Here is a 12,813-nt window from a genome sequence, read left to right as displayed (position 1 = left end):
CCCCCGGCGCCTGAGGCCAGCCCACCCCCCACCGTGGCACGCCCGCCGAAGAGTCAGCACATCCCCGCACGCCACGGCGTGTCCGCCAGCTGCGTGGCGTTGCCACACGCCAAGGCGGCACCCTGGCCCTTGCTGCTCGACTACCTGGCCGAGCGCCTGAGCGTGGTCGATCGCGCGGCCTGGGCCGAGCGGCTGGCGCGCGGTGAGGTACTGGACGACAACGGCCAGCCGCTGCCACCCGACGCTCCGTTCCAGCCCGGTGCGCGCATCCACTACTACCGCCACCTCGACGATGAGCCCGCCATCCCGTTCATTGAGGCCGTGCTGTTTCAGGACGAGCATTTGCTGGTGGCCGACAAACCGCATTTTTTGCCGGTCACGCCGGGTGGACGCTACGTGCAGCAAAGCCTGCTGGTGCGCCTGAAACGCCGCACCGGCATCGACACCCTGAGCCCCATCCACCGCATCGACCGCGAGACCGCTGGCCTGGTGCTCTTCAGCGTGCGAGCGCAAGACCGCAACGCTTACCAGGCCCTGTTTCGTGACCGCGCGGTGCACAAGACCTACGAGGCCATCGCGCCCCACCGCCCGGAGTTGGGCTTCCCGCTCACGCGCCGCAGCCGCATCGAGGAAGACAGCGAACGCTTCTTCCGCATGGTCGAAGCCGCCGGTGAGCCCAACAGCGAAACGCGGATCGAACGCACCGAGGTGCATGGCGCCTGGGCGCGCTACACGCTCTCACCCGTGACCGGCAAGCGGCACCAGTTGCGCGTGCACATGAACGCGCTCGGTGCCCCCATCGCGGGCGACCAGTTTTACCCGCAGGTGCTGCGCGGGCCGGACGACGCCGAGGACTTTGCCGAACCGCTGCGGCTGCTGGCGCGCGGCATTGCGTTCACCGATCCGGTGACAGGGATGGACCGGCGGTTCGAGAGCGCACGGTTGATGGCATGGCCTGAGGATTGACGGCCCGATGGAGGTCACATGGGCCTCAAGAATTCGGCGCCGTCGGCCGATAAGAGGGGCAGCGCCATCACAGGAACGCCGCCCATGCCCCGCACCGCCATCGACACGCCCGCCGCTCTCGCAGAGGCACTCGCCAACGACGGCTGGGTCCTGCCGCCCAAGTCGCGCTGCGACGTTTTTTCACGGGAAACCGCCAAGGTCCTCACCATGGTCTGCACATCGCCTGCCATGAAAAGGGGCGCACCCCAGATCATCACCGCGCTCATGGGCGGAACCCGGTACGAACAGCGCGAGGCCGCCAGCGCACTGCAACGATTGATCGCCGCGGGACCATTGATGCCCGACGCCATCCGCGTGCTGCACGCCAGGGGTGTCACGCTGGTGTTTGCGCCCTGGAGCGCGCGTGACGACGTGCGCGCGATCATGCGCTCGGTGTCGTCCAGCCTGCACCCCGAACGCGTCACGGTGGATGGCTCGCAGGTGCAGACCGATACGGCGGTGGTGGTGCCCGGACCCAGCTCTCAGGGTGATGCCGCGCTGGAAATCCGCCAGGCCCTGAGCGCATTCGTCGCCGACGTGGACTCGCTGTGGCGCAGCGCCCGGCGGCGCCTCTCGGGCAAGGAAGACCTGCAGCGCTGGACCCTGCCGGTGGGATGCCAGGTGATCGAGCGCAGCGAGGGCAGCAAGGTCTGCTGGGAGATCCACTTCGAGGACATCGGCTTGCTTGAGCGGGCCATTGGCCTGGTGGACGCCCGCCTGACCATGGGCAAGGATCACCTGCTGCAGCGGTGGTCCGATCCCGAGGACGACGAGCTGGAGACGATGATGCCGTCCATCACGCTGATGGCGAACGCCAACTCCAGGGACGCACGCACCCAGATGGCACGCCTGCTGCAGAACATGCTGTTCATGCTTGGCCGTCTGGGCTTTGACAGCACCTCGCCAGCCGCTCTGCACCGGGCCGCCCCGCTGCAGGCCTGAGCGCGGCGCCTTTCAATCTGTCAGCAAACCTGCCAACAAGCGGCTCACGTGCACCGCCTCACGCTGTGCACCGTCATGGATCTGGTGTCGGCAGCTGGTGCCGTCAGCCACCACGATCGCGTCCGGCTCGGCGCGCACGGCGGGCAGCAGGCTGAGCTCGGCCATCTGCATCGACACCTCAAAGTGCGAGGCTTCATAGCCGAAGCTGCCGGCCATGCCGCAGCAGCTGCTCTCGATCAGTTGCGGCTTCGCACCGGGAATCCAGCGCAGCACTTCCATGATGGGTGAGACCGCGTCAAACGCCTTCTGGTGGCAGTGGCCGTGCAGCAGCACCGGCTTGTCCACCGCCTTGAGCCGGGTCTTCAAACCGTCCAGACGCCCTGCCCTGGCTTCGCGTGCCAGAAACTCTTCAAACAGCAGAGCGTGCTCGGCAATCTGTTGCGGTGCCGAGCCCAGGCCCATCACCAGCATCTCGTCGCGCAGCGTGAGCAGGCAGGAAGGCTCCAGCCCCACGATGGCGATGCCCTTGTGCGCAAACGGCAGCAGGCTCTGCACCACCTCGCGCGCTTTCTCGCGCGCCTGCTCCACCATGCCGCTGGCGAGATACGTGCGCCCGCAACACAGGTGTTTGCCGTCGTCCTTGGCCTTGGTGGCCACGTGCACGGTGTAGCCCGCCGCTTGCAATACCTTCACGGCTGCGCGTGCGTTCTCCGATTCGAAGTAGCCATTGAAGGTATCGACGAAGAGCACCACGCCGCGTTCGGCTGCCAGCACTTCTTCGCGCGTGGCGGTCTTGATGGGTACGTTGAAAAAATGCTGCCCATGCCACTGCGGCAGACTGCGGCGGGCCGACAGGCCCAGCAACTTTTCCGACAGCTTGGCCAGCAGCGGCATGCGGTTGCGCAGGTTGAGCACCGGCGCGAGGCGTGCGGCCCAGGCAGCGTAGTCGGGCAGTTGCGCGACCATGCGGTCTTTCAGCGTGTGGCCGTGTTTCGCCTTGTAGTGCTGCAAAAACTCGACCTTCATCTTGGCCATGTCCACGCCGGTGGGGCAGTCGCGTTTGCAGCCCTTGCACCCCACGCAGAGGTCCATGGCTTCGCGCACAACCTCGCTGGTGAGCGCGTCGCTCCCCGCCAGGCCCGGGATCTGGCCGCTGAGCGCCAGACGCAGGGTGTTGGCGCGGCCGCGCGTGAGGTGCTGTTCGTCGCGCGTCACGCGGTAGCTCGGGCACATGGTGCCGGCATCGAACTTGCGGCAGTGGCCGTTGTTGTTGCACATCTCCACCGCCTTGGCCAGGCCGCGCGCGGGGTCTTCGCCGGTGCCGGGTGCGGTGGTCACTTCGGTCACCGGATCGGCCTGCACGTCCCACGCACTCCAGTCGAGCACGGGGGTGATGGGCACCACCTTGTAGCCCGGCGGAAACCGCATGAGCCGCGTGTCGTCCATCTTGGGCGGATCAATGATGCGGTTGGGTGAGAACAGCTGGGTCGGGTCGAGCTTTTCCTTGATGCGGGCAAACGCCTCGTTGATGCGCGGGCCGAACTGCCATTCGATCCACTCGCCGCGGCACAGGCCGTCGCCGTGTTCACCGCTGTAGGCGCCTTTGTACTTGCGCACGAGTTCGCTGGCTTCTTCGGCGATCGCGCGCATCTTGCTGGCGCCGCCACGGCGCATGTCCAGGATGGGGCGCACGTGCAGCGTGCCCACAGAAGCATGGGCGTACCAGGTGCCACGGCTGCCGTGTTTGTGAAACACCTGGGTGAGTGCATCGGTGTATTCGGCCAGGTGCATCAGCGGCACGGCGCAGTCTTCGATGAAGCTCACCGGCTTGCCGTCGCCGCGCAGGCTCATCATGATGTTCAGGCCCGCCTTGCGCACTTCCCACAGGTTCTTCTGCGGCGCGTCGTCCACCATCTCCACCACGCTGCCGGGCAGGCCGAGATCGCCCATGAGTTCCACGAGCTCGCGGATCTTGTGCGCGATGTCGGCCTTGCTCGGGCCGCTGAACTCGACCAGCAAAACCGCCTCGGGCTTGCCGCCATTGATGTGCGGCGAGAGCGCGGTGCGGATGGTGGGTGCGAACGCCGGGTTCTGCAGCGAGAGCTCGATCATGGTGCGATCGACCAGCTCCACTGCGGTGAGCTGGCCCACGGCCATGCCCTCGCCGAGCTTCACGATGTGCTGCGCGCTGTCCATCGCCTGGAAAAAGGTGGGGAAGTTCACCACGCCGAGCACCTTGGCGCGCGGCAGCTCACTCAGGCGCAGCTTGAGCGAACGCGTGAGCGCCAGCGTGCCTTCGCTACCGACCAGCAGGTGCGAGAGATTCACCGAGCCGTCGTGGGTGTACGGCTTTTCGTTCTGGTTGCGAAAGATGTCGAGGTTGTACCCGGCCACGCGGCGCAGCACCTTGGGCCAGCGCGCGTCGATCTCGTCGGCGTGCTCCAGGGCGAGGTCACGCACGAAGTCACCGATGGCTTTGGCTTGTGGGCTGGCCGTGGCGTGGTCACCAAAGTCGACCAGACTGCCGTCGGCCAGCCAGGCCTGTGCGCCGAGCACGTTGTGCACCATGTTGCCGTAGGCCACCGAGCGGCTGCCGCAGGAGTTGTTGCCGGCCATGCCACCCAGCGTGGCCTGCGCGCTGGTGGACACGTCCACGGGGTACCACAGGCCATGGGGCTTGAGCTGCGCGTTGAGGTGATCGAGCACCAGGCCCGGCTCCACCGTGGCGGTGCGGCCTTGCACGTCCACGTCAAGCACGCGGCGCATGTGTTTGCTGTGGTCGATCACGAGGCCCGCGCCCACGGTCTGGCCGCACTGGCTGGTGCCGCCGCCGCGCGGCACGATAGGCACGGCCAGGTCGCGACAGATGTCGAGCGTCACGCGCACGTCGTCCGCATCGCGCGGCACGAACACGCCCACCGGCATCTGCTGGTAGATCGATGCGTCGGTGGCGTAGCGGCCGCGGTCGGCGGGACTGAACAAGACTTCGCCCTGGGTCTCATGGGTCAGGCGGCGAGCCAGCTGACCGGCCACTTCGTTGCTGATCTCGGCTACGCGCTCGTAAATCGCATCCGGATTCTCACGGGCCACAGCCAAGGGCAAGGGTGCGTTCATTCGGCATTTCCCCGCTGTTGCATCGTCTGCACTTCCATCGAACGCAACTGCTCCAAGACCACGTCGCGCTTGTTGTTGAGGTGGGTGGTGAGCACCCTGGCCAGTGCCACAGGGTCGCGCTCTTCCAGCGCCTGGATCATGGCTTCGTGCTCCTTCACCGCGCGGCTCCATTTCTCACCGTCCTGGTTGGAACGGAAACGCAGGGCCTGCAGCCGCGCATTGACCTGGTTGTAGGTGCTGGTGAGCACCGGGTTGCGCGCGGCGGCGTTGATGGCGCGGTGGATCGCCGCGTTGAGCGGGTAGTAGGCCGAGAGATCGCCCCGCGTGTAGGCCGCCAGCATCTCGTAGTGAAGGGCCTTGATCTCGATGAGCTCGGCGTCGGTGATGCGCTGCGCGGCCAGTTGCCCGGAGGCCGCTTCCAGCCCGGCCATCACCTCGAAGGTGTTGTGCACATCGGCCTCGCTCAGCTGCACCGCCACCGCGCCGCGGTTGGGCACCAGTTCCACCAGGCCCTCTGCCGCGAGCGTCTTGATGGCCTCGCGCAGCGGCGTGCGAGACACGTTGAGCTGCTCGCACAGTTCGCGCTCGTTGAGCTTGGCGCCGGGGGCGATCTGCCCCTCGACCAGCATCTGGCGCAGGCGATGGGTGGCCTGCTCGTGCAAGGCTGCGGGAGGTATGGAGAAAATCTGGGCCGTCATGTTTTGTATTCAAAAATATGGCTGTTTTTCGGCATTTTAGGGCTGATCCGGTTGACAGATTGATTTTGTATGCAAAAAATGCGTCTGTCATCCAACCACACATTGCCATGCTGACCACCGACTTTCACCCCACCGGCCGCCACTTCCTGCAGATTCCGGGCCCTTCGCCCGTGCCCGACCGGGTGTTGCGCGCCATGAGCCTGCCCACCATCGACCACCGCGGCCCGGAGTTCGCTGTGCTGGGTCTGAAGGTGCTGGCCGACATGCAGAAGATCTTCCAGACCAAACACCCCGTGATGATTTACCCGGCCTCGGGCACAGGCGCCTGGGAGGCAGCGCTGGCCAACACCCTGAGCCCGGGCGACCACGTGCTGATGTACGAGACCGGCCACTTCGCCTTCCTGTGGAACAAGCTGGCCACCCGCCTGGGCCTGAAAGCCGAGGTGCTGGCCTTGCCCGGCACCGACAACGGCGTGCCCGCCAGCTGGCGCCACGGCGTGCACGCGCACCTGATCGAAGAGCGCCTGAAGGCCGACACCGCGCACGCTATCCGCGCGGTGTGCGTGGTGCACAACGAAACCTCCACCGGCGTCACCAGCAACATCGCCGCCGTGCGCAAGGCGATCGACGCGGCCAGGCACCCTGCCCTGCTGCTGGTGGACACCATCTCGGGCCTGGCCAGCGCCGACTACCGCCACGACGAATGGGGCGTGGACGTCTCCATCAGCGGTTCACAAAAGGGCCTGATGCTGCCGCCCGGCATCAGCTTCAATGCCCTCTCGCCCAAGGCCATCGAGGCCAGCAAGACCGCGAAGCTGCCCAAGGCCTTCTGGGCCTGGGACGAGATCATCGAGATGAACAAGACCGGCTACTGGCCGTCGACCCCCAACACCAACCTGCTCTACGCCCTGAGCGAAGCGGCCGACATGATCCTGGGTCAGGGCCTGGACGTGGTGTTCGCGCGCCACCAGCGCTGGGCCGACGGCGTGCGCGCCGCCGTGCAGACCTGGGGCCTGCCCATTCAGTGCGCCGAGAACGGTGTGCACTCGCCCATCCTCACCGGCGTGATGACACCCGAGGGCGTGGACGCCGACGCGGTGCGCAAGATCATTTACGAACGCTTCGACTGCTCGCTGGGCACGGGCCTGGGCAAGATCAAGGGCCGCATGTTCCGCATCGGCCACCTGGGCGACACCAATGACCTCACGCTGATCGCCGCCGTGGCCGGCTGCGAAATGGGCCTGAAGCTCGCCGGCGTGAAGCTCGCCGGCTCCGGCGTGCAGACCCTCATGGACTACTACGCCAGCCACCCCGCCGCCGTGCCGTTGCGCAAGGCCGCTTGACCCGCTCGCCGGTCTGACCGATTCCCCACGCGTTCCACACCCACAAGACCCCAGGAGACACCATGCAACGCAGAACCTTCGTCACCGCCACGGCGGCCACCGCAGCCACGCTGGCCGCGCCCATGCTGAGAGCCCAGACCCTGCCCAACGGGCCGGTGCGCATCATCGTGGGCTTCGCGCCCGGCGGCGGCACCGATGCGCTCGCGCGTCTGGTGGGCCAGAAGCTGCAGGCCATGTGGAACCTCACGGTGGTGGTGGAGAACCGCGCGGGCGCGTCGGGTGTGATCGCTGCCGACATGGTGTCCAAGGCGCCACCCGACGGCAACACGCTGCTCATGGCACACATCAACAGCCATGCGCTGGCCCCAGGCCTCATGCCCAAGCTGGGCTACGTGGTGGAACGCGACTTCACACCGCTCACCCTGGTCGGCGTCACGCCCAACCTGCTCATCAGCAACAACGACCAGCCGGCCAAGACCGTGGCCGAACTGGTGGCTTTGTGCAAGGCCAACCCGGGCAAGGTCACCTTCGGTTCGGCGGGTCAGGGTTCGGCCCAGCACCTGGCGCTGGAGTCGTTCAAGCTCGCCGCCGGTGTGTTCGCGCTGCACATCCCGTACAAAGGTTCGGGCCCGATGCTGACCGACCTGATGGGTGGGCAGATCGGCTATTCGTTCGACACGATGACCGCCGCCACCCCGCATGTGAAAAGTGGCAAGGTGCGCGCGATTGCGCAGACCCGCGCCAAGCGCGCCTCGGGCCACCCGACCGTGCCGACCATGGCCGAGTCCGGCTTCCCCGGCTTCGAGGCCACCACCTGGTACGGCCTGGTGGGTCCGGGCAAGATGCCGCCGGCGATTGCGCAGCGCATGAACGAAGACATCAACAAGGTCCTGCTCATGCCCGACGTGAAGGAGAAGCTGGACCTGTACGGCGCCGAAGACGGTGGCGGCTCGGCCCAGCAGTTCGCCGACTTCATTCGCACCGAACAGGTGAAGTGGTCCAAGGTGATCAAGGACGCCAAGGTAACGATCGACAGTTGAGCGCTGCCTCATGACCGACCAAGGCCAAGTGCGCCTGCAGATCGAGGCCGGTGTGGCCTCGGTGCTGTTTGACCGACCCCAGGCGCGCAACGCGATGACCTGGGCCATGTACGAACAACTCGCGGCCATCAACCGCCAGCTGAGCACGGACCGCAGCGTGCGGGTGGCGGTGTTTCGCGGCGTTGGCGGACAGGCCTTCGTGGCCGGTACCGACATCGAGCAGTTCGCTGCCTTCAAGACCGGCGAGGACGGCGTGGCCTACGAGCGCCAGATCGAGGCCGGTATCGAACTGATGTGCCAGTTGCCCATGCCCACGGTGGCCGTGGTCGAGGGCTGGTGCGTGGGCGGCGGGCTGGCAATCGCCACCGCGTGCGACTTCCGCCTGGCCACGCCCGGCGCGAAATTTGGTGTGCCGATTGCCAAGACGCTGGGCAACTGCCTGGCGATTGCCAACGTGGCGCGGCTGCGCGCGGCCTTCGGGCACCAGCGCGTCAAACGCATGCTGGTGCTGGCCGAGTTCATCGACGCCGAGGAGGCATTGGCCTGTGGCTTCCTGCATGCCATCGAAACGCCCGAGGCCATCGACACAGCTTCCGCGTCGCTGGTGCAACGCCTCGCGTCGCTCGCCCCGGTGACGCAGCGCGTGAGCAAGACCACGCTGGAGCGCCTGACCACACACGATCTGGCGGAATCCGAAGACCTGATCCGCACTGCATACGGCAGCGACGATTTTCACGAGGGCGTGGCTGCTTTCGTGGCCAAACGACCCCCCGTCTGGAGCGGCCAGTGAACAAACCCACCGGCCCGCTCGCGGGCCTGCGCGTGCTCGAAGTCACCCAGATCATGTCGGGCCCCACCTGCGGCCTGCTGCTGGCCGACATGGGCGCCGACGTGATCAAGATCGAAAAAATCCCCGGCGGCGACGACGCGCGCGGCTACCGCGACCCACAGGTGGGCGGCGTGTCGGCGCCCTTCATGATGATGAACCGCAACAAGCGCGGTCTCGCGTTGAATCTCAAGAGCCCCAAAGGGCGTGACTTGCTGCTGCGCATGGTGAAGAACGCCGACGTGCTGGTGGAGAACTTCCGCGGCGGAACCCTGGACAAACTGGGCCTGGGCTACGAGGACCTGAAAGCCGAAAACCCGGGCCTCATCTACTGCGCCATCACCGGTTACGGGCGCACCGGACCCTATGCCGAGAAGGGCGGCTTCGACCTCATCGCGCAGGGCTTCGCAGGGCTGATGTCCATCACCGGCGAGGCGGGCCGCCCGCCGGCCAAAAGTGGCAACGCGGTGTCGGACATGAACGCCGGCATCCTGGGCGCACTCGGCATCCTCGCCGCCTACATCCACAAACTCAAAACCGGTGAAGGCCAGGTGGTGGACACGTCGCTCAGCGACGCGGCGCTGCAACAGACCTACTGGCACGCGGCGGTGTGGTTGGCCACGCAGCGCTCGCCCGAGCCCACTGGTTCAGCGCACATCCTCACCGCGCCCTACCAGGCGTTTGAAGCCAGCGACGGCTGGATCAACATCGGCGGCGCCAACCAGACCAACTGGGAACGCATCTGCGACGTGCTGGGCCACCCCGAGTGGCGAAGCGACGCGCGCTTTGCCGCCAACAGCGACCGCATGGCCAACCTCTCCGTGCTGGTGGGCCTCATGAACGCGGTGCTGCGCACGCGCACCCGCGCCGAGTGGCAGGCCGCATTTGACGCGGCGGGTGTGCCGGCCGGACCGGTGCACACCATCGGAGAAGCGCTGAGTCATCCGCAGACGATCGCGCGCGGCATGGTGGTGGAGGTGGAGCACCCGCAAGCCGGTGCGACACGGGCCATTGGCTGCCCGATCCACTTCTCGGCCTCACCTGACCGCAGCAGCACACCCGCGCCGCTGCTGGGCCAGCACACACGCGAGGTGCTGCGCGAGTTCGATCTGCCGGAGGCGGAGATCGACGCCCTCGTGGCCGAGGGCGTGATCGCGGAACCCTGAGAGACCGCGGGCTCAGGCCCGCTCGGACACCCAGGCCTGCACCGACTTCAGCGCGGCGTCCAGACCCGACGCATCGGTGCCGCCGGCCATGGCCATGTCGGCCTTGCCGCCGCCCTTGCCGCCGACCTGCTGGGCGACGAAGTTCACCAGTTCACCGGCCTTCACCTTGCCCACGCTGTCGGCGGTGACACCAGCGGCCAGCTGCACCTTGTTGCCGTCCACGGCAGCGAGCACGATGGCGGCGGTCTTGAGCTTGTCTTTCAGCTTGTCGAGCGTGTCACGCAGGGTCTTGGCGTCGGCGCCGTTGAGCACAGCGGCCAACACCTTGATGCCCTTCACATCCACCGCCTGCGACATCAAATCATCGCCCTGGCTGGAGGCCAGCTTGCCCTTGAGCGCGGCCACTTCCTTCTCCAGCGCCTTCACCTGTTCCAGCGTCTGGCCGATGCGGTGGGTGAGCTCGGCCGTGGGCGCCTTGAGTGCGCCCGCCGCCTGCGCCACGGTGTCTTCGAGCGACTGCAGGTAGCTCAGCGCGTTGGCGCCGGTGATGGCCTCAATGCGGCGCACACCGGCGGCCACACCGCCCTCGCCCACCACCTTGAAGAGACCGATGTCGCCGGTGCGTTGCACGTGCGTGCCACCGCAGAGTTCGCGGCTGCCGCCGATGTCGAGCACGCGCACGGTCTCGCCGTACTTCTCGCCAAACAGCATCATGGCGCCAGTCTTCTGCGCCGACTCGATGTCCATCAGGCGCGCCTGCGTGGCGGCGTTGGCCAGCACTTCTTCGTTCACCAGCGCTTCGATTTTCCGGATCTGCGCGTCGGTCACGGGCGCGTTGTGCGCAAAGTCGAAGCGCGTGCGCTCGGCATTCACCAGCGAGCCCTTCTGCTGCACGTGGTCGCCCAGCACCTCGCGCAAGGCCTTGTGCATCAGGTGGGTGGCGCTGTGGTTGCGCACGGTGGCGGCGCGCACCGCCGTGTTCACTTGGGCCGCCACGCTGTCGCCCACGCTGATCGTGCCCTGCACCACCACGCCGTGGTGGCCGAACACGTCGGCCTTGATCTTCTGCGTGTCGGCCACGTCGAAGCGTGCCGAGCCGCTGGTGATCACACCCTCGTCACCCACCTGGCCGCCGCTCTCGGCATAGAACGGCGTGCTGTCCAGCACGACCACACCGATCTGGCCGGCCTTGAGCGTGGCGACCGACGTGCCGTCGAGGTACAGCGCCACAATCTTGCCGGTGGCATCGAGCTCTTCGTAGCCCACGAAGGTGTTGCCTGCGCCGGTGTAGTCGAGCGCCTTGTCCATCTTGAACTTGCCCGCCGCGCGGGCCTGGGCCTTCTGCTTGTCCATGGCGGCGTGGAAACCGGCTTCATCGACCGAGAGGCCGCGCTCGCGGCACACGTCGGCCGAGAGGTCGAGCGGAAAGCCGTAGGTGTCGTGCAGCTTGAAGGCCACGTCACCGGGCAGCACTTTCGCGCCGTCGGCCAGTGCCGTGTCGAGAATCTCCATGCCGTTGGCCAGCGTCTCGTAGAAGCGCTCTTCTTCCACCCGCAACACGTCGGTGATGCGCTGCGCCTGGTTGGCCAGGTTGGGGTAGGCCTCGCCCATCATGCGCACCAGGTCGGGGACCATCTTGTGGAAGAACGGGGTCTTCTGGCCCAGCTTGTAGCCATGGCGGATGGCGCGGCGCACGATGCGGCGCTGCACGTAGCCTCGGCCTTCGTTGCTCGGGATCACGCCGTCGCTGATGAGGAACGAGGTGGCGCGGATGTGGTCGGCGATCACCTTGAGCGAGGGGGTGGTGAGGTCAGCGGTGCCGGTCTCGCGACCCGCGGCCTTGATCAGCGCGTCGAAGATGTCGATCTCGTAGTTGCTGTGCACGTGCTGCAGGATCGCAGCCAGGCGCTCCAGGCCCATGCCGGTGTCCACGCAGGGCGCGGGCAGCGGCGTGACGGCGCCGGTCTCGTCCATGTTGAACTGCATGAACACGTTGTTCCAGATCTCGATGAAGCGGTCGCCGTCTTCATCGGGGCTGCCGGGAGGGCCGCCGGCGATGTGGTCACCGTGGTCGTAGAAGATTTCCGAGCAGGGGCCGCAGGGGCCGGTGTCGGCCATCATCCAGAAGTTGTCGCTCTTGTAGCGCCCGCCCTTGTTGTCGCCGATACGAATCACGCGCTCGGGCGGCAGGCCGATCTCTTTGGTCCAGATGTCGTAGGCCTCGTCGTCCTCTTCGTACACCGTGGCCAGCAGGCGCTCGGGCGGCAGCTTGTAAACCTCGGTCAGCAGTTCCCAGGCCCACTTCAGGCTCTCGCGCTTGAAGTAATCGCCGAACGACCAGTTGCCCAGCATCTCGAAGAAGGTGTGGTGGCGCGCGGTGTAGCCCACGTTTTCCAGGTCGTTGTGTTTGCCGCCGGCGCGCAGGCAGGCCTGCACCGAGGCCGCGCGCACATAGGGGCGTTTGTCGGTGCCGAGGAACACGTCCTTGAACTGCACCATGCCCGAGTTGGTGAACATGAGCGTGGGGTCGTTGCCCGGGACCAGCGAGCTGGACGCGACCACGGTGTGGCCCTTGGAGGCGAAGAAGTCCAGGAAGCTCTTGCGGATGTCGGCAACGGAGGCGGGGCGGGTCATGGTGGCCTTGTGGTTTTCGGTCGAGGGGAGCGGGTGTCGGCGTCG

Annotated in this window: 9 protein-coding genes; 6 read left to right on the top strand and 3 right to left on the bottom strand. The window is 66.7% G+C overall.

Annotated elements, in window-relative coordinates:
- Positions 1-33: 33 nt before the first annotated feature.
- Together IV113_RS12935 and IV113_RS12930 are read left to right on the top strand one after the other, a co-directional pair.
- Positions 34-966, top strand: coding sequence for a pseudouridine synthase (locus IV113_RS12935; RefSeq protein ID WP_291085518.1), 933 nt, complete (start codon positions 34-36; stop codon positions 964-966).
- A gap of 84 nt (positions 967-1,050) precedes the next feature.
- Complete coding sequence (locus IV113_RS12930) at positions 1,051-1,947, top strand: hypothetical protein (RefSeq protein ID WP_291085516.1); 897 nt, start codon at positions 1,051-1,053, stop codon at positions 1,945-1,947.
- 12 nt (positions 1,948-1,959) lie between these two features.
- Here the strand turns inward: IV113_RS12930 and IV113_RS12925 are convergent, their stop codons facing one another.
- Both IV113_RS12925 and IV113_RS12920 read right to left on the bottom strand, forming a co-directional pair.
- The gene (locus IV113_RS12925) at positions 1,960-5,061 is read right to left on the bottom strand and encodes an FAD-binding and (Fe-S)-binding domain-containing protein (protein ID WP_291085513.1); all 3,102 of its coding nucleotides are present in this window, start codon (positions 5,059-5,061) and stop codon (positions 1,960-1,962) included.
- Positions 5,058-5,759, bottom strand: coding sequence for a GntR family transcriptional regulator (locus tag IV113_RS12920; RefSeq protein WP_291085511.1), 702 nt, complete (start codon positions 5,757-5,759; stop codon positions 5,058-5,060). The genes IV113_RS12925 and IV113_RS12920 overlap by 4 nt, the downstream gene beginning before the upstream one ends.
- A 107-nt stretch (positions 5,760-5,866) precedes the next feature.
- Here IV113_RS12920 and IV113_RS12915 point away from each other — a divergent pair, with 107 nt between their 5' ends.
- The 4 genes from IV113_RS12915 (at position 5,867) to IV113_RS12900 (ending at position 10,134) form a co-directional block, all read left to right on the top strand.
- The gene (locus tag IV113_RS12915; protein ID WP_291085509.1) at positions 5,867-7,102 is read left to right on the top strand and encodes an aminotransferase class V-fold PLP-dependent enzyme; all 1,236 of its coding nucleotides are present in this window, start codon (positions 5,867-5,869) and stop codon (positions 7,100-7,102) included.
- Positions 7,103-7,164: 62 nt separating this feature from the next.
- Positions 7,165-8,142: a tripartite tricarboxylate transporter substrate binding protein gene (locus IV113_RS12910; RefSeq protein WP_291085506.1), complete on the top strand. Its 978-nt coding sequence runs from the start codon at positions 7,165-7,167 to the stop codon at positions 8,140-8,142.
- Between the two features lie 10 nt (positions 8,143-8,152).
- The gene (locus IV113_RS12905; protein WP_291085504.1) at positions 8,153-8,932 is read left to right on the top strand and encodes an enoyl-CoA hydratase/isomerase family protein; all 780 of its coding nucleotides are present in this window, start codon (positions 8,153-8,155) and stop codon (positions 8,930-8,932) included.
- Complete coding sequence (locus IV113_RS12900) at positions 8,929-10,134, top strand: CoA transferase (protein WP_291085501.1); 1,206 nt, start codon at positions 8,929-8,931, stop codon at positions 10,132-10,134. Before IV113_RS12905 ends, IV113_RS12900 begins: the two co-directional genes overlap by 4 nt.
- Positions 10,135-10,146: 12 nt before the next feature.
- Here the strand turns inward: IV113_RS12900 and alaS are convergent, their stop codons facing one another.
- Positions 10,147-12,768, bottom strand: a complete 2,622-nt coding sequence (alaS, locus tag IV113_RS12895) for an alanine--tRNA ligase (RefSeq protein WP_291085498.1) — start codon at positions 12,766-12,768, stop codon at positions 10,147-10,149.
- Positions 12,769-12,813 lie beyond the last annotated feature (45 nt).

The sequence above is a fragment of the Hydrogenophaga sp. genome (assembly GCF_018780385.1).
Classification (GTDB): domain Bacteria; phylum Pseudomonadota; class Gammaproteobacteria; order Burkholderiales; family Burkholderiaceae_C; genus Hydrogenophaga.
The sequence above is the reverse complement of the archived record's forward strand: the minus strand, read 5'-3'. Positions and strand labels throughout refer to the sequence as shown.